The sequence below is a fragment of the Fibrobacter sp. UWB11 genome (assembly GCF_900143015.1).
Classification (GTDB): domain Bacteria; phylum Fibrobacterota; class Fibrobacteria; order Fibrobacterales; family Fibrobacteraceae; genus Fibrobacter.
In genome coordinates this window covers 762130-780869 of sequence record NZ_FSRT01000001.1, presented here as the reverse complement: position 1 = coordinate 780869, position 18740 = coordinate 762130, and the positions used below count along the sequence as shown (strand labels likewise).

Here is an 18740-nt window from a genome sequence, read left to right as displayed (position 1 = left end):
GACGCTCGCAGAAATGCGGGCGTTTTTATTTGTTTAGGCTACATCCTCACAAAGTGTTGCTAGACGAGCTTTGTCCACAATCTACGCAAAAACCCGATTTTTTGAGGTTCATGACGAGATTGGCAATCGGTAGACGGTTGTTCAATGGGAACGGATTCTTGCACTTCGGGGACTGGTACTGCAACGGGGTCAACTTATTTTTGCTCAACGGCAGTAGGTTGTTTGCCCATTGCGGTCGCATCCATTACACGCCACATATCGGCAAGTTTTTTGAAGTAGTTTGCGGCATACACACCATCACGTCTTACTCCATCGTTATATAGTTTCATCCAGCTTTCTGCATTAGCTTCGCATTGTTTAACCATTTCGTCGCAATGACTTTTGCTAAATATGCGTTTAGGAGCAGCAGGAATATCATAGTAGGAGTACGGCTCGACAATACCATGCGCCCGCTTACCGATATATTTCTTGATTAGCTGCATAAATTCAGCAAATTCTTTTTCCGGCAATATCCGCGAAATGTAGTTAGACATGCTATACATAGCATCAGCAAAAATATATGTTTTTTCTGTTGCACGATATGGAAATTTTGACTCGATTCTTCCTTGCCAATCATAGCACAAATGACATATACCAGTATCGGAAAAACCGGCATAGGTGCTTTGGTCGTCTGCATTAGTAGCGATAGACATAACGCGACCATTAGTCAATGAACGAACTACCCAAATGCTAGGATGTCCCTCTATCTGAATATCCAAACAATTACCGAAATGGTCATAAGTATAATGTTCCTTCCCATGGTCTCGGATTTGGGTTATCCAGGCCCCAGTACGATCAGTATGGATAATCGCATCTTGATAGAAAGAACACCCGCTCGGTATTGTCGGTGGGCATAACTCATATTGCTTGTATCTACGCTTAACCCCTTTATTCTCCTCGGCAAAGCCGAGCATTTCATTAAATAAAGGATGACTCTTCATAATACGCTTGGAGAACATGTTTACAAAAGCGTATAGTTGAGAGTCGGTAAAAATATTGTTCGGGTGCTTGATGCAACGGGCCAAATAATAGTGGGCTAGTATATGATTGCGTTTAGAAAGGCGAACGATGTTTTCCGGTATCATATCTAGCGATGATACAAGCCTTGTCTTTTCACAACCTAATACATATTTGTAAAATGCAGCCGGAACAATGTGGTGTCCTTCCAGATCATTTCCGGCATCTGCTGTGGATATAAGTTCGATGTACTTATTGGCGTATGGATTGTACAAATCAATGCAGTCGCGCAAATGTGGTATCATTTCAATATCCATTAGTTGTTCTTCTGGGGGTTATGGTCAATCAGCAACATTTGGGGTGGACATAGCCTTTCGTTCATAAAGAAACTAACGATTTACAATAAAATGCGCTTTTTCTTCAAAAGACAAATCGTTGATAGACTTCCCCACTTTTTTTGCATACTCCACAAGAGCCCGATGATCGTATTTACAAGCAGGCGGATTGCGGTATGGATCAGGAAATCCCAAATACTCGCACTGAACATCTGATAAATTCATAGTCTTTTTATCAGTTCCACTCATATGTATAATTCTCCAAAAGCCTTTGAGCAGTATTAGTTTCAATCAAAAAATGATACGGATGAAGGATTCCCACAAAGAAACACCCTAGAGCATTAATATAATGATTTAAAAGGTCTTTGTTAAGGGCGAAGCCATAAACAAATCCATCATACCCCCATTAAAAAGACATATCTACGGCAATCGCAAAAAGATGTCCCCCAACCCCATTATATTTCTTTTTTCCATACAAATGGACATTATTTTGGGGAGCTGTACTTGCCCAATGCAGTTTATTCAATCGTTCCTGTTTCTAGATTCTTGAGGCAAGGAACCATTTCATCAAGCCATATATCAACACAGCCTTTTATTATTCTATTCATTTTTTCTCCAATCGTTACAAACAAAAAAAAAACGACTTTAAAAGTTTCACGAGATTAACATAACTACTTTAAATGTCATAATCTGGCATTTATCATTTTTTTTCGAAAAAAACATCATTTTTCTTAAAGCAGTTCAAAACACATCAAACAGTTTTTGCATTTTCCACACGCAAAGTAATCTCGCAGTCCAATACATTTCTATTTTACTTGTCATGAGAAACATTTTTGAAGAAATTGGTAAGACTCCCGCCGAAATCGAGGCGAAACTCAACAAGGCTTTCACGCAACTGTTCGAAGGCGACCACGACAACGAACGCATTTGCTTTGACAAAGGCAACGACATGGCCTACATCGTGGATATCGGCCACAACGATATCCGTTCCGAAGGCATGAGCTACGGCATGACTGTTGCCGCACTTCTCGGCAAGCAAGACCTTTTTAACAAGCTCTGGAAATTCGCCAAGACGCATATGAAGAATACCGAAGGCGACCTCGCCGGTTATTACTCCTGGCAAGTTTCAACCGCCGATTTCACGATGATGGACCCGGGTGCAGCCCCGGATGGCGAAGAATATTTTGCCGCAGCTCTCCTTTATGCCGCCAAGGTTTTCAATAGCGAAGAATACAAACGTGACGCCATCGAGCTCATCAACGATATGGCGCACAAGCCGCAAGCTGGCGATGTGTACACGATGATGGATGTGAACGCAGGTCTCGTGCGATTTTCCCCCATGAAGGGTAACGATTACACCGACCCAAGCTACAACACGGTCGCATTCTACAGAATGTACGGCGAAGCAAGCGGCGATGCAATTTGGAACAAGATTGCAGACAAAAGTGTTGCCTACTTGAAAAAGGCTTGCCACCCGGTCACGGGACTTGCCGCCGACTACAGCGAATTTGACGGAACGCCGAAGAAAACGCCATGGCATCCGGAAAGCGATTGCTTCTGCGGAGACGCTTGGCGAGTTGTGTGGAACATCGGACTTGATGCAGCCACATTGCAAGACAAAGGCGAACGCGCAGACGTGAGCGAATGGGAAGTTTCTGCGGTCAAGAAAATTCTCGGCTACCTCAACAGCCGGCGCCCGTATCTCGCCGACATGCGTGTCGACGGGAGCGCGTTCCCGCGCGAGGCAAGGCCTGCTACGGGCGGCCTGATTGCCATGAACGCAGCATCGACAGTAGCACTCCCCGCTGGCGATCCGCTTATTAAGCCGTTCGCCGAAGACCTCTGGAATATGGAAATCCCGACCGGACTCTGGCGCTACTACGACGGACTCCTGTATATGCTCGGGCTCCTCGCCTGCTCCGGGAAATTTAACGTTTAAAACCTAGTGTTTCTCGACCACTCTACCCAGCGGTGTCTGCATTTGGCGCCGCTGTTCTGCATATATAGTCGGCGCCACAATGTGATAAATCGCTTCTTTCACCATCGTTCCGACGTTGAAAGCAAACGAGTCAAAGACATAGCGGTAACTTTCAATCGTATCATCAAACCCTACCACATACGGCGCAGGCAATTTTTTCGCCTTGAAATAATCAATCAACGAAGCCGCCACCCAATCGTTTGAACAGACAAACTTATCTAGTGTTGCCGACTTCAAAAGTTCGCCAAGAACGTTATCCAAAAATTTCTGACTATCGATGCCTGAATTTTTCGCCACATCCATCAAGTCGAACGGAGACGCAAAACGTTCGTCCACAAGTGGCACGACTTCTGCCCCCGCTTCGATAAGCCCTTGCAACCTAGCCTTGGACCAGAAACTCGCATGGTACGGAGACAAGTAATGAACCTCCCCCATATTTTTATTCTTGAGGTAACGCCCGACAATCACGCCTGCTTCTTTGCCAAATGCCACGTTGTAGAACGCCCATTTTTTGCGGTTTCGGGCACTGACCGGCACCATGTCCGGCGCGTATTCCCACCAGACCGAAATCGGATTTTTGAACATGGCAAAATGAGCAAACAACTTAGAAGCATCCTCGACAAGCCATGTCGAAAGGAACACGCCCAAGCAATGGGTATCGTTTTTTATCGTATACGAGCTACCATCCGATAAAAAGAATTGGTTCGACGCTTCGTGATATCCGATAAACTTTACAGCAATTTTCTGTTCTGCGGCAATTTGTGCAAACGTGCGAAAAACATCGGATTCGCGTTCCGATTCGATTTTTAAACGACCAAATTCATCTGAACGGTGCACAAACAAAACGTAATTTGATTTTCCGACCGTACGTTCTTCGCTGAAAAAGAACCTGTGCCCAACATGGCGCAAAATTCCCTGCGAACTTTTCTGCATCAAGAACTTTTTTACAATGTACGGAGAAACACCATAACGGTTCGAAAGTTCCTTGCACGAAGGAAGTTCATCAAAAGCATTGAGGACTCCGCTATCCAAATCATTCTGAAATAGACGTTCAACGACAGAATAGACACTTTCTTCGGGTTTCACCTCAAACGATGGTGCAGAACCCCAAAAGCAACCCTTACCGTGAACTAGCTGGATACGGCCATCGGCAGATAAAAGTTTGTATGCCCTATGAACCGTATTGACGGAAAGTCCAAGCCTTTCTGCCATTTTACGCACAGAAGGCATTTTTTCACCGTCTTGAAAACCAGCATTTACAATAGATTTTTTTACGTCTTCAATCAGCAACTTTCAAAACCTCGTCATTTTATAAAATAAAAAAATTTCCTGAAAATAAAATTTGTAAATTTCCCTCTATGAGAATTGGTTTAGTATTTATGCTTTTGGCGGCATGCATCACCGTCGCCGCCCCCGCAAAAAAGGCTTCCGCGAAAAAGTTCAAGGATCCGCGTGACGGACACACTTACAAGATTGTCAAAATCGGTAACCACAACTGGCTAGCCGAGAACCTCACGTACAAGACAACAAAAGGCAGCTACTGCTATAACGACGACAAAACGAACTGCCACAAGTACGGACGACTTTACACGTGGAAGGCAGCAATGAAAGCCTGCCCTACCGGCTGGAGACTCCCCGACCGCAAAGACTGGAATTTCCTGAGCAAGTATCTCGGTTCTAGCAAGAAGAACGGATTCAGAGTCAAGCAAGCGGGCCAGCGCATCTGCTTCGGCAACAACGATATGTGGAGTCCTTACTGCGAAGAAACCAAATCATCATTCAACGCGTCTGGCAAAAGCGACACGCATTTCGCTTACGAAGACATGGAAAAATCCGCATTCTTCTGGACCGCAACCGAAGAAACGACTTACATTGCAAACTTCGTGACCATCGGCGGTTACAACGAACGTTATGCGGAACGCGCCATCGAAGAGAACAACGCTTTCTCCGTCCGTTGCATCGAGAAATAACTAGCAGCAGTTAGCAAGTAGAAAATCCAGACTTTATAGAAAAGGCCCTGTCCGATGGACAGAGCCTTTTTTCCAAGGAGTTGCTATCATTTTTTATTTTGTTTTATACAACGGAATAGAGCCCCCGTTATCAAAGACAACATAATCAACATCAGTAAAACGAGAATCCTTTTCTATCTGAAGTGAAATGCGAGACGGACAAATACAATTGGTCGCATACAAGCTTCCTGTATTTTTCGAATTTACATACAAAACACCTTCGTACGCAACAACTTCAAATTCAGCATTTTTCACACCACATCCCAACTGAATATTTTCAAGACGAAGAGTAACAAAGCCGTCACCATCATCAACCATATAGGCTGTTGACCGATTCGAGGCCGTATCCATAGCCACGTCTTGAACATCGGACAATACAGCATTGGACGAACCCAATAAATCAGCAGTACGTCTATCATTTTTGCAAACAACAACAACATTCTTCGCTTCTTGACGTGGTTTGGTTTCATCAATCGTAATCACATCCATGTCGTAAATATCCATTTTGTTCTGTAAATTTATACTGGAACCATCATCCAAAACGAGCCAACGAGCATGCCAAAACCCTGGATCGTTATCTACAGCAAAACTCACCTTCGACTCACAGAGACAACGTTTCGCATTATCATAATTCATTTTGGCATTCACATAAACAGTTTCGCCAATCACATAAACATCCAAGGTGTCGATGGTGACATCACAAGCAAATGAAATATTTTCTATGCTAAAGCTTGTGCGTTCCGTACCTGCATAACGCAAGGCAACCGGCGGAAGTGCATAATCTTCATCTTTGGGCCTAATTGCTTGGACTGGAGTCGCGCCATCTAGCCAGGGATCATCAACAACGCGGCTTTTGGCACTGCACTGAGCAGTAGCATCTGTAATTATATGGTGAGTCGGGCCCGGCGGCGCAACAGAAGACGAACTTTCAACATGAACCGAGGATGACGAGAAAACCGGAACGACAAACGAAGAATAAGCGGGCGTCGAGGACGAAGAAGATTCCACAACCGCGCTCGACAACGCAATTTCGCTTGAAGACGAGACTACTGTTGCACTCGAAGAACTCCTTACAGGGAGCGGTTCAGTCACGACTTCATAAACAGTGCGTTGATACACAAAATACTTGATGTCGGCGTCAAGCGGATCAATATCGAACCATTCATCAGTAAGGCACATGCAATCTGTCGGACTACCATCAAATTGGACTTTAAGCGTATCGAGCACACGCTGGTTATTGAACACAACACTTGCATAGCCGCAAGCATCCGTAATATTTAGAATCACCACATGATATCCAGCTTCATCGACAACCAGATAAGCCTTCGGATTATCCGCTGCAGTTTTCATCAAGGCATCATACGGATGACCGTAACAGCCCTTTAAATTGAGAGACATGTTGCGCGTGGAATCCAACACGGTTCCGCCACCTTGGCCGCTCCCCCCTGCTGGCGGAATAGCACCCGTCACCGGATCATCGCTACAAGCAGCAAACATAAACGCAGCAAACGCAGAGCAAGTAAAAAACGAAAGCTTTTTCATAAGAACCTCCTTTATCTTTTCACACTTCCAATATAACCATTATTTTTTGCAAAGTCAATACTTTATGCAACAAAAATTTAGATTTTTGATTAAAAATACAGATTTTTACAGATTTTTATACAAAAATATTCTATATGCAACATCGTGTTGTATATGGAAAAAAAGTCACACACATTGTTCATGCATCCTTAATTTTTCGTATTTTGTATAAAAACTTTTGGAGGGATCATGAAACAGATTGCATTACTTTTAGCAACTATTGCAACATCTTTGATTTTTGAAGCATGCGCCAGCTCCGATCCACGTGGCTATCAACCTATAGAAATCGGGAACACGGCCAACGAAAAGCAGCTCGTCCGCGAAGGTCGCGATACACAGACATACATGAATACCAAAATGCCCACGCCACAAAACGCCGAAAGCACCTATATGGGAGAAATGCCCGAGGCCAAGCTTCATTACGAAGAAAAAGAAGACATCAAAGTCGATGATAAAATTGATTTTGGAAAGATTTAGACTAGCTACAAACAGCTACTTTTTCTACATTTGCTTGCACTATGAGCTTAAAATTTGATACTCCCATTACCGAAGTTCCGCTGTTCCACCAAGGTAAAGTACGTGACATGTACGACCTCGGCGACAGCTTCCTGATGGTCGCTAGCGACCGTCTTTCCGCTTTTGACGTGGTGCTCCCCACCCCGATTCCTGGTAAGGGCAAAATCCTCAACCAGCTTTCGCTGTTCTGGTTCCAGCACCTAGGCATGAAGAACCACCTCATTACCGCCGACGTGAACGAATACCCGGCTGTGCTCAAGAAGCACGCCGACTACCTCCGCGGTCGCTCCATGATCGTGAAGAAGGCTCACCGCCACTCCGTCGAATGCATCGTGCGCGGTTATATCGTGGGTTCTGGCTGGAAGGACTACCAGAAGACCGGTAAGATCTGCGGTCACGTTCTCCCCGAAGGCCTGCAGCTCTGCCAGAAACTCGAAAAGCCGCTCTACACGCCGAGCACCAAGCCCGACGTTGGTCACGACGAAAACATCAGCTTCGAACAGACTTTCGATATCGTTGGCGAAAAGGTCGCAACGACGCTCCGCGACATGTCCCTCGACATCTACACGAAGGCTCGCGACTACGCTGCCTCCAAGGGCATCATCCTCGCTGACACCAAGTTCGAATTCGGTGAAATCGATGGCGAAACCATCCTCATCGACGAAGTGCTCACTCCGGACTCCAGCCGTTACTGGCCGGCAGACAAGTACCAGGTCGGCAAGAACCAGGAAAGCTTCGACAAGCAGTACGTTCGTGACTGGCTCGAAACTCTCGACTGGGGCAAGACCTACCCGGGTCCGGAAATTCCGGCAGATGTCGTGAAGAACACGCTCGCCAAGTACGAAGAAATCTTCGTGCGCCTCACCGGCAAGCAACCGGAACTGTAATCGTTCTAGTTACGAAAACGGCATTAAAAAACGCAAGCACCTTGCTTGCGTTTTTTCGTTTACTCCAAATAGTATTTCCGCAGGGATTCAATCTGAGCCTGTGTCACCCCGATTTTTTTCTGTATAAAGTTCAGTAGCGATCCATATTCCTGATTAATTCGCTTTACCGGGGTTTCCATATACTCGCGTTTGACACTCACCAAGAAGTGTAGAATATCGAGCTGTTCATCCGTCATTCCCGATGCACGACCTTTGGCGGTCATCGCTTCAAGCGGCTTGCGGTACGAGTTTTCGGATTCCGCGTAATCGTCTAGAATAGCGTTATCGTCGGCCCCGAGAGCAGCAAGCATCAATACCGCACCAAAGCCGCAGCGATCCTTGCCCGACGTGCAATGCCACAGAACAGGCGCCCCTTTTTGCGCAAGCACAGTTTCGAAGAACGTTCTGTACTGCCGATGTGCATAATTGCTTTCGACAAAATAATTATAAAGTTTGTCTTTCAACGTCTTTGCAATCGGATGGCGAGCAATTCCAAAAAGGAACTCCATAAAGTCAACACCCGTTGCAGGCACCACCTGATCCTTGTTAAACGCATCGCCATGCATGGATTCGTCAAGAACGGGAATCAAAATGGACTGCATTCCATCAAGCAGTTTATCCGGCTTGCGCATATACTCAAAATCAGAACGGAAATCAATCACCTGATGAACGCCAAACTCGTCGCGCAGACGGTGCAAATCATGTTCAGTCGCCTTAGACAAGTTGCTACTGCGAAAAAGTTTATTATGCTTGACACAACGGCCCCCCGCCAAGATGCCTCCAAGTTGTCTAGCGTTATCGATACATTCAAACTTCAAAATATTTGCCATAAAATCCCCTTTTACGATACTAATATAATGAAATCGATTCCATTTTCAAAATCCATATACGTAAAAACCCCGAAAGTCTTAAAAACTTTCGGGGTTTACACAGTCCTTACAATAGACTAGCCGAGCTGGTCACTCCAAGGAGGTGGTTCAGAACCGCTTCCTTGCATCAAGTTGAGTTCATGACGCAATTCAACAATTTTCATCTCGGGAGATGTGTATTCTTTTTTCTGTTCTTGTTCTTTTTTCATATTCTTTTGTATTCAATTGTTTAAGGTTTGGGGGTTAATGTAGTAAATTTTTTCCATAATAGGCACCACGTACCTTTCGAGCATCCTTGTTCACAGAACGCCCCTTGAGGTCGTACACGCGCTTTACGCTATTCGCACGGAATTCTCCACTGCGGGTATTGAACTGGCCAATGACAGTCGTGTGTTCTTCGCCGTTCTTGTCTTTACCCACAATGACCAAATTCATCTGTTCCGGAAGTTCATCCTTTATAGAAGCCACGTTGCGGTTCGCATAGTAGCCATTAGCGCGAACCATGCTCGGCACATTGTGAATCAAGTAAGCACGCAGCGGACGGATACTGGCCCCAGCAGCGACTTTAACAAACTGACCTACAGACACGTCACCTTCAGAAGAAGCGGCAAAGCCATAGACTCGGCCCAAATCCGGACTGTCCTCGGTCCACTTCATGAAAGAATATGTTCCACGGAATTCCCAGCCATCCTTTTCGGTAACGGCATCGCGAGTCGTTTCCAAGACTACAGAGCCAAGAATTTCAAGAGACTTGTCGCTCATCTTGATCATATACGGAGTGTAAGCTCGCAATTCAACTTCTTCCATTGATTTTTCCCATACAACCTGCATGGCCACGGCCTTCTTTTTATTTTCATCCAAGACAATGCCATTAAACGAAAGAACAGAATCAACACCAACTAAAAGGCTAGTCTTTATGTTGAACGGAAGCACTATGGTAGAATAGCCTTCGGTCGTAAAATCGCGTTCAAACTTCACTTCGTCAACTTCAATTCTATCCGTTATTATGAAATCATCTTCCCCGATGTAGTTTCCGTTGATTTCGGCATGGATCTTACCCTCACCATCTTGTGTAACGACGATATTCGGCTTGACCGGACGCAACGTTTTGCCAGCGACAACGTCAAGCTTGTCAATAAACTCACCAACCAAATCATCCCATTTAAAAATGGAACCTTCAAAAACATTGCCTTCGCCATCGGTGTAGAGAACATTTACGGCTACTTTAACAAAGAAATCACTTTTAGGCCCCAAATCATCAATATAAGTATAGCGGTTAGTCGTGACGGTAGCCCCAGCAAGTTCAACACCAGAAGACGAACATGAGGGTCGTGCAGCAAAGCCACTACCTTCACCATCGGCAAAGACCTCACCAGCATTTAAATGTGCTACAGAGCCACTCACATACACGCCATAACTGCTTTTGTCTTTGGCATGTACAGTAAGAGAGCCTCCATTTACATTAACATCATACCAAGAACCAATAGCATAACTGAAATTGTATTCATCGGAAACTCCTGTCGCGGTCGCATCGACATCGCCTCCGTTAATTTCGATTCCTCTAGAACCCAAAATTCCTCTGAAACCAGCTGCGGTAACAGAACCGCCATTGACGATAACGTTCTCATCGCTAGCATAAATACCAAAACCTGAATATTCAGCTGAAGAAGTACCAGCAGCATCGACTATACCACCGTGAACCGTGACTGAACCAGCACTAATACCATCACTGTTTTCCGAAACAGCCTTGACAGAGCCGCCATAAACGGTAAATGCATTAAATACATCTATAGCGGTGCTATTTTCCGCATAGACCTCGAACTTTCCCATATTTTCGCCAGTGCTCTGGGCATAGACGGCCAGATTCCTAAACGACATATAGTAATCCTCATTCTTCGCAGTCAGCTTGGCACCATCTGCAAGAATCAGGTTGACATCCGGTCCCAAACGGTTCCAATTTTTGTCAATTTGCAACTCGAACGGCAAATAATTCCCCTGGGCTTCATCATACGTCACTTCGCCCTTGACCACAAACCAGCCGCCATTCTTGAACATCGGATCGTCCGGAGATTCGTCACCGGTAAGCTCGATGTAATCTGTAATAGTCTTCGTCTCGCCATTTTCGTCAAGATACTCGACAGGAGGCAACTCTTTTTTCCATTTGGCATACACCGTAATATCCTGTGAAATCTTTTCATTCCAGTCAAATTCCGTCTTAAAATCTTTATCGGTGTACCAGCCTACAAACTTATAGCCATTGCGTTTTGGGTCTGCAGGTTTGGTCGGGGTTGTACCAGCAGCAAGTTTTTGAGACTCAATAGAAATATTTTCATCGCCTGTTTCAAAAGAAATCTTATAAACTGGAGTGAGGGTTTTGCCAGCGACAACGTCAAGCTTGTCAATAAACTCACCAACCAAATCATCCCATTTAAAAATGGAACCTTCAAAGACATTGCCTTCGCCATCGGTATAGAGAACGTCATTCGCAACTTTAACAAAGAAACCACTTTTAGACCTCAAATCATCAATATAAGTATAGCGGTTAGTCGTGACGGTAGCCCCAGCAAGTTCAACACCAGAAGACGAACATGAGGGTCGTGCAGCAATGCCACTACCTTCACCATCGGCAATGACCTCACCAGCATTTAAATGTGCTACAGAGCCACTCACAAACACGCCATAACTGCTTTTGTCTTTGGCATGTACAGTAAGAGAGCCTCCATTTACATTAACATCATACCAAGAACCAATAGCATAACTGAAATTGTTTTCATCGGAAACTCCTGTCGCGGTCGCATCGACATCGCCTCCGTTAATTTCGATTCCTTCATAACCAAAAATTCCACTGAAACCAGCTGCGGTAACAGAACCGCCATTGACGATAACTTTCCTATCGCCAGCATAAATACCATAAGTAATACCAGCAGCATCGACTATACCACCGTTAACCGTGACTGAACCAGCCCAAATACCATACTCATATTCTTCAAATGAATGAGCCTTGACAGAGCCTCCATAAACGGTAAATGCATTAAATACATCTATAGCGGTGCTATTTTTCGCATAGACCTCGAACTTTCCCATATTTTCGCCAGTGCTCTGGGCATAGACGGCCAGATTCCTAAACGACATATCGTAATCCTCATTCTTCGCAGTCAGCTTGGCACCATCTGCAAGAATCAGGTTGACATCCGGTCCCAAACGGTTCCAATTTTTGTCAATTTGCAACTCGAACGGCAAATAATGCCCCTGGGCTTCATCATACGTCACTTCGCCCTTGACCACAAACCAGCCGCCATTCTTGAACATCGGATCGTCCGGAGATTCGTCACCGACAAGCTCGATGTAATCTGTAATAGTCTTCGTCTCGCCATTTTCATCAAGATACTTGACAGGAGGCAACTCTTTTTTCCATTTGGCATACACCGTAATATCCTGTGAAATTTTTTCATTCCAGTCAAATTCCGTCTTAAAATCTTTATCGGTGTACCAGCCTACAAACTTATAGCCATTGCGTTTTGGGTCTGCAGGTTTTGTCGATGTTCCGTAGACACCAACAAACAGCGGATCGACAACCACATTTTCATCGCCAGTTTCAAAAGCAATCTTAAAAGCCGGTGTAAGCTTCTTGTTTTGGATTTCTTTAAGATTTCCAGTAATATCGCCGGTGTACCCATTGCCTTCTTCGTCCTTGAACGATATGCTATTAAGCACGAGCGCTCCATCCTTGTCATAAGCACCAACAACAACAGCCTTGCCACTAGAGAAACCCGAAGATTTGATATAATCGTAGGTATTCGTCCATCCGAGAACTAGAGAATCTTTTGCAGAAATTCCATTAATATACTGCCGTACAGATAAGTCTATAGAGCCACCGGAAACAACGATTTTTCCTTTATTCGCAAAAAGACCCGTGCCTTGATAATGTGAAACGGTCGCATCTATAGAGCCTCCAGAAATATAGATATTGCCATTATAGGAATCAATGCCATTATTTGCCGCTTGTATTTTAATTGAACCATCCGTCATAAAGAAATCATTTCTAGCAAAGCAACCATTGTCCTTGCCCGTAATATCTATATAGCCACCATTAATAGAAAGATTATTTTCAGCGAAAAAACCAGAGCCAGCAGTACTGTTAGCAAATATTCTACCCCCATCAATGATTATGTTTTTACTATCAAGGCCTTTAGAGCCAATTACTTTTGCTGGTGCGTCCACAGAAACAGTACCACGAATAATTCTAATTGTTGTATTTCCTACAGTATATATTGCATATCTTGCGGTTGATTTTACATAACCACCCGCAATAATCACATCCCCAAAAGCAGCAATACCATAGGAAGTTTCAACATTAGCACTACTTTCTAAAGTCAATGTACCCGATTGATCCTCTTGACTATAAATAGCCAATCGACCAACATTGAAAACAGTTTGGTCTTCTGTACCATCAGCAGAAATATCAATGGTAAGTTCCGAGCCATCGGTAAGAACTAGGTTTACATCGGTGAAGATATTGACGGCCTTCGTTGCATAAATCGAGCCTTTGACCACATACCAACCACTACCCTTAATATTAAGGGCCCCGTCATCATTAACAGCCACTTCGGTATACTTCGAAATTTCCTGTACATCGCCATTCTCGTCAATGTACTTGACAGGAGAAGGGGTAGGCACGGCCCATGCGGTTGAAGAGATTAAAAACATCACGAGTAGGATTAAACCTATTCGCACCTTTTTAAATACATTTAAATTATTCATTTTTTGCATTCCTTCTTTATCGTTAAAAAACAAATAAGCCCGACGGAATACCGACAGGACAATTTTTACAACACTTGTAAGAAAAGCTAAGCAGTTGTGTGAAAAACAACTGTTCAGAAATATAAAATGTTGCGTTTTTTAACATACAAACGCAAATTTAGACAAAAATCTATAATACTCCCATAGCCCATTTGGGTTATAAGCATTATTATTTTTTCAAAATTCTAAGCAAACCTTGCTTATTGTATTCAGGAGCGTCTTTAGAGAACAGGCCCTTGAGTTCTTGGCGAAGCACATACTTTTCACCCTCGCCCCAATCAATGACACTCCCCGACTTTGCCGGGATCCCGTCACCGAACAAGCTATCCGCAGCCATCAACAGCGCTTCTTCCGGGTCTTCGATTGTAGTCGAGATACACAAATCCGGAAGCGAGAACGTAGCAAGTCCAAGCGTATAGAGGGTCTTATCATCCTCGCCTTCGATAATGTTAATCCACGCATCCATCGGATATTCGCCAGAACCTAACGTATCTCGGAATTCATTTGCAGTCCAAGCGGTTCCCGACTGTTGCATATAAACGCCTACGGCACCTGCAGTAAACATCTTCAAAACGGCAACATTCACCATTTCGACATCGTTCATGCTCTTTACGTTTCCGAGCAAGAACAACAGCGATTTATGAGCAGAGAGCGATTGTTCTTCTTCGGCGGTCAATTCGCAGTGTTCCTTGAAGATGTCCAGAACATCAGCCGAAGCCGGCTGGCGCACAACATTAAAAAGCACGCTGCATCCGGGAATCATCACCGTTTTTGCATCAGCGGCAACCTTGACATTTTCGGTAATCGCAAAAATTTCATCAACAGCTACAGGAATCGGGAACGCAAGGACAAACTGGTTCATAGACATCTCTCTTTAAATAATTCGAGCAATATTTTCGACAGCCGAGCGAAGCAAATTTGAATTTCCAAGCTTCGGCATTTTGACACAAGATTCAAAAGACTTGACAAGCGTATCGGCGTTCAACTGGTCCGCCTTGATTTCTACAGCATAGCCAGCCTTCGACAAATCATGCGCAAGGACAATCTGTTCAAACTGCCCTGGAGTCGGAACAAAAATACATTTTGCACCAAGTTCTGCCATGTCCATCACCGTGCTGTACCCGCCTCTGCTCACCACATAATCGGCACTTCGCACGGCATCTGCAAATTCTGGCGTTGCCAAATGCGTATGGAACTCGATATTTCCTTCGGTCCACGTCTTATAACCCGCAGAGGGCTTCCCTAGAATCATCATGTGGCGGCCAGGAATTTTCAAAAGCGCTTCGCGCAACTGCAATTCAAACTGCGTGCGTGCAGGTTCCACGCCCGACACAACAGCCACGACCTTGTACCGCGCAGATTTTTTAGCATCCATCGATGCATCAGAGACATTCCATTCCACGTTCGCAGAACGCGCCATAAACTCAGACACGCTCATCAAGTCGACATCTTTTTCGAGATCGACATTTTCTGGAATCGGCGATTTTCTCTGCACTGCAGGCAAAGTTTTCTCTGAAAATCTCGAAAGCGGCCCCACGTAACGAAGGGGCTTGTCGCCCGGAGTCGCCCCCGAATGAGAAAGCGAACCCGCGTAGCCCGGGAAAATTTCCATGTCGGGAACCCAGACTTCATCGAACTTACGCATAATATTGGCATGCCACATCACACCGACTCGTTCAAACGCGGCAAAAGAACGCGGGAACGCAATTCGACGCTGGTGCGTCATGTAAATGCTATAAGCCCTCTTGGAATAGAACGCAAAACGATTGTCCGAAAATAGCACATCGTAACCATGACGGTCGACCATTTCTTCGGCAAAATGGTGTTCATAACGCATGACTGAATTCAAGTGCATGCTGTTCTTGAGCAGCCAAAGCGCCATGTTGTAGCCGTGTTTCGGATATACGATGTTATAACTTGGAGCCAAGCGCTGTCGAAGTTCCGGAAATACTTCACGGAAGAAATTCGCGTTCGCCTTGACTACAGCGAGTTCAACCTCAGCTCCCGCCCGCAAGAACTCGCGGATAACGGGCACACAACGCGTTGCATGCCCAAGACCCCAATCTAGCGGTGCTACAAGGACTTTCAATTTTCAGCCTCAAGCCAGGCGTGCGCCCAATCGCCATGGTCGCAATCCTTGTTATCGCCCATCAACACACGCAAATTAAGCGATTTTGCGCCCTTGATATTGAGTTTCAGACGTTCCTTGTCCGTTGTATAAAGTTTCTTGGAACGATAGATTTCACGGCCATCCGCTTCCACAGCAAAGTAGGCGCCATCGCCGCAAGCACTTTCATCATCAACACCAATAACAGCGTAGAACCAATCGTAATTGCGAGAGAGCGAATACATCAGAGACGAATTTGCATGGCTACCAACGCCATAACGGAACGGTTCTCCATCAAGAGTCAACTTGTGATGTTCCACCGTTGCATCCATCTGCGGTTCACCCCATTCCTGGACAAAAGTCTGCATTTTAAGTCTGGAGAGAAGCGCCACTTTTTCACCTTCGATAAAGAAATCCCTGTACGTTACAAGCGTATCTTCATCTGGCATGGAGCAGCTCAAAACAACTCGATTCATACCCGGGCGAATTTTTGCAGAATCAAGAAGCAACGTATCGGCGTTGTTCGAGACAAGCATTTCGCCTTGATCCTTATCGTTCACCTTGTAATCGCAAGCAATCGATTCCGGGAAGCGTTTGTTCACGACAATCATTCCGTTCGATTCTTCGGTCACCATGAAGTTTTGAGCATAATGCGACACGCCCTTCTTCGAAAGGATCTTGTAAATAGCAAGTCCGTAGCCGAAATCTTTGGCGTTCATCAACACACGTTCGTTCTTGAAATCATTGAGGATATCGTCAATCTGGTCAGTCGTCTTGAAACCAACGACGCGGCTTGCGCGATTCACCTTGCCATAGCCATCCTGACCACGAACGAGATAAATATTTCCGCCCGATTTCTGCAACCATTCCGCAAATGTTTCAGTACTCCAGCTCTTGAACGAACTTTCGCTAAACGAAGTATGTCCAGAAGCAAGCATCTGCCAAGGTCTTGCATAAATAAACACGGAATTTTTAGGATACTTCGCAAGTTCCGTATTCAAGAAGTCTTCTTCGGCCAAAAGCTTGTTCTTGTAATAAAGCATGTTCGATCTGTAGCTCGGGGCATGGTAAACCATGAGCCCAATCGACAAAATGCATGCCGCACCGGCAACAATTTTTGCCGCAGCGTCATTTTTCATCTTAGTCGTAAACGTGAGCGCATCATAAAGGCCAAGCGCCATCAAAAGCGCAAACAGCGGGAGCGCCACAAGCACATAACGCTGGTTAATGTCAATCGTAAACGTACCGGACACATTCAAGAGAATCACGAAAATCTGCACGCAGAACGTGATGCCAAGAATAAAACCGCGCACGTAACGGCGAGAGTAAATCATGCGGAACAGGAGCCACACCGTCGAAGCAAGCAAAATCACGGTAAACGTCGTGTAGAACGGATTTTCCATGATACCGCCAAACGAAGCATCCGTCTTGAGGTTCATCATGACTTCGATGTTTGTCTTCAAGTTGAACCAGAAATTTTCAAGCGAATGAGCCGCATGCGTGCCACCCTGGAAATCATAGCCGCGATACGCAGCCATCGTATTGATCGAAGGCCAGCTTACAATAATGACCGATGCAACAAATGCCGGCAAGCGGTAAGACTTTTCAAGGAAATAGCGGTAATAGTAAAGCGCGAACGGGATAAACGCAAACACCGTTTCTTGGCGGGTCTGTGCAAAAAATCCAAGCAGCGGAACCGTCAAAAGGAAATGCTTCCACGTGACCTTGTTCGTCGGCACAAAAGCATACCATGCCATCAGAACCGCAAGCAAAAGAATATACAGGACTTCGGTCGATGCGGAACGCGACTGCAACAAGTAAATCGGCATACCGCCTAAAAACGCCGTTGCCGCAAGCGCAAGTTTATCGCTCTTAAACCATTTGCAAAGCGCTAGGAAGAAAGCGATTAAGCTCAAGATATAGAACGGATAGTTCACCATCAAGGCGGAATCGCGATTCGGTTCCATGAAATTGAACACAAGCGAATAGACAAATCCAAGAGCCTTTCCCTTGAAGTTGTTCACTTCCGTCTTGCAATCCAAAACGCCATCGGTCCAAATGCCTTCGTTACAGACACCGCCTGTATGCTGGAAATACATCTGGAGTCCCATCGATTCCCAGCTTGTCTCGTCGCTCAAGACTCGATGCGTATTGCCGATGTTTCCGAAGGTGAACACCGAGAAGACGATGAGCAAAAGAGCAAGTCCACAAAAACTTTTGCCGCTCGGCAAGAACGCCTTCACATTTTTTGCAACAAACGGAGCATTGACGACAATCCCCGCCACAAGCAAAAGGAACGTGACAAGAATGGAGTAATAACCCCACTCGATATCCCAATGGCGTGCATACGACACGGATAAGTTATTGAATATAAGGAAAGCGGATACAAGTACAGCTACTGTAACCACCAACATGACATTTTGAGGCTTATCCCATTGAAGGGAATTTTTCCATTCCATAAAGGACTGACGCAAAGATTTCTGCTTCACACCATCCCTTCCTAACTGTTCTTTTTTCATAGTGCATTAAATATAACATTATTTTTTGCACAAGATTTTAAGGGTTTTGGCGAGCACAACGAATAAATCTTCAGCATTTTAGTCCGAATGTTCTATATAATACA

14 protein-coding genes are annotated in these 18740 nt (G+C 45.0%); 4 read left to right on the top strand and 10 right to left on the bottom strand.

What is annotated here, in order from left to right:
- Positions 1-194: 194 nt before the first annotated feature.
- Positions 195-1313 (bottom strand): hypothetical protein, encoded by a 1119-nt coding sequence (locus BUQ91_RS03410; RefSeq protein WP_072828249.1) that lies wholly within the window; start codon positions 1311-1313, stop codon positions 195-197.
- Positions 1314-1385: 72 nt separating this feature from the next.
- A complete protein-coding gene (locus BUQ91_RS03405) occupies positions 1386-1580 on the bottom strand; it encodes a hypothetical protein (RefSeq protein ID WP_072828250.1) in 195 nt (64 codons plus the stop codon).
- A 571-nt stretch (positions 1581-2151) separates the two neighbouring features.
- Here BUQ91_RS03405 and BUQ91_RS03395 point away from each other — a divergent pair.
- Entirely contained in the window at positions 2152-3270 is a 1119-nt protein-coding gene (locus tag BUQ91_RS03395; RefSeq protein WP_074208151.1) for a glycosyl hydrolase family 8, read from the top strand.
- 3 nt (positions 3271-3273) lie between these two features.
- On the opposite strand, the gene BUQ91_RS03390 is transcribed toward BUQ91_RS03395, so the two are convergent.
- The gene (locus BUQ91_RS03390; protein ID WP_074208150.1) at positions 3274-4599 is read right to left on the bottom strand and encodes a GntR family transcriptional regulator; all 1326 of its coding nucleotides are present in this window, start codon (positions 4597-4599) and stop codon (positions 3274-3276) included.
- A 68-nt stretch (positions 4600-4667) separates the two neighbouring features.
- Between BUQ91_RS03390 and BUQ91_RS03385 the strand changes: the two genes are divergently transcribed.
- Complete coding sequence (locus BUQ91_RS03385) at positions 4668-5279, top strand: FISUMP domain-containing protein (protein WP_083579756.1); 612 nt, start codon at positions 4668-4670, stop codon at positions 5277-5279.
- A 93-nt stretch (positions 5280-5372) separates the two neighbouring features.
- On the opposite strand, the gene BUQ91_RS03380 is transcribed toward BUQ91_RS03385, so the two are convergent.
- Positions 5373-6860, bottom strand: coding sequence for a hypothetical protein (locus BUQ91_RS03380; protein WP_074208149.1), 1488 nt, complete (start codon positions 6858-6860; stop codon positions 5373-5375).
- A 228-nt stretch (positions 6861-7088) separates the two neighbouring features.
- Between BUQ91_RS03380 and BUQ91_RS03375 the strand changes: the two genes are divergently transcribed.
- Together BUQ91_RS03375 and BUQ91_RS03370 are read left to right on the top strand one after the other, a co-directional pair.
- Positions 7089-7376, top strand: coding sequence for a hypothetical protein (locus tag BUQ91_RS03375; RefSeq protein WP_072828255.1), 288 nt, complete (start codon positions 7089-7091; stop codon positions 7374-7376).
- Between the two features lie 41 nt (positions 7377-7417).
- Complete coding sequence (locus BUQ91_RS03370) at positions 7418-8302, top strand: phosphoribosylaminoimidazolesuccinocarboxamide synthase (protein WP_072828256.1); 885 nt, start codon at positions 7418-7420, stop codon at positions 8300-8302.
- A 59-nt stretch (positions 8303-8361) separates the two neighbouring features.
- Here BUQ91_RS03370 and BUQ91_RS03365 read toward each other — a convergent pair whose 3' ends face one another.
- From BUQ91_RS03365 to BUQ91_RS03345, 6 genes are all read right to left on the bottom strand, one after another.
- Positions 8362-9171: a tyrosine-protein phosphatase gene (locus tag BUQ91_RS03365; RefSeq protein WP_074208148.1), complete on the bottom strand. Its 810-nt coding sequence runs from the start codon at positions 9169-9171 to the stop codon at positions 8362-8364.
- A gap of 116 nt (positions 9172-9287) precedes the next feature.
- Complete coding sequence (locus BUQ91_RS15940; RefSeq protein ID WP_256375019.1) at positions 9288-9419, bottom strand: hypothetical protein; 132 nt, start codon at positions 9417-9419, stop codon at positions 9288-9290.
- A 34-nt stretch (positions 9420-9453) separates the two neighbouring features.
- Positions 9454-13887 (bottom strand): InlB B-repeat-containing protein, encoded by a 4434-nt coding sequence (locus tag BUQ91_RS03360; protein WP_175566594.1) that lies wholly within the window; start codon positions 13885-13887, stop codon positions 9454-9456.
- Positions 13888-14179: 292 nt separating this feature from the next.
- Positions 14180-14872, bottom strand: a complete 693-nt coding sequence (locus tag BUQ91_RS03355; RefSeq protein ID WP_074208146.1) for a hypothetical protein — start codon at positions 14870-14872, stop codon at positions 14180-14182.
- A gap of 12 nt (positions 14873-14884) precedes the next feature.
- Complete coding sequence (locus tag BUQ91_RS03350) at positions 14885-16099, bottom strand: glycosyltransferase (RefSeq protein WP_074208145.1); 1215 nt, start codon at positions 16097-16099, stop codon at positions 14885-14887.
- Positions 16096-18636 carry an NPCBM/NEW2 domain-containing protein gene (locus BUQ91_RS03345; RefSeq protein WP_072828261.1) on the bottom strand — a complete coding sequence of 847 codons (2541 nt, stop codon included), beginning with the start codon at positions 18634-18636 and terminating at the stop codon, positions 16096-16098. The genes BUQ91_RS03350 and BUQ91_RS03345 overlap by 4 nt, the downstream gene beginning before the upstream one ends.
- Positions 18637-18740: the final 104 nt, after the last annotated feature.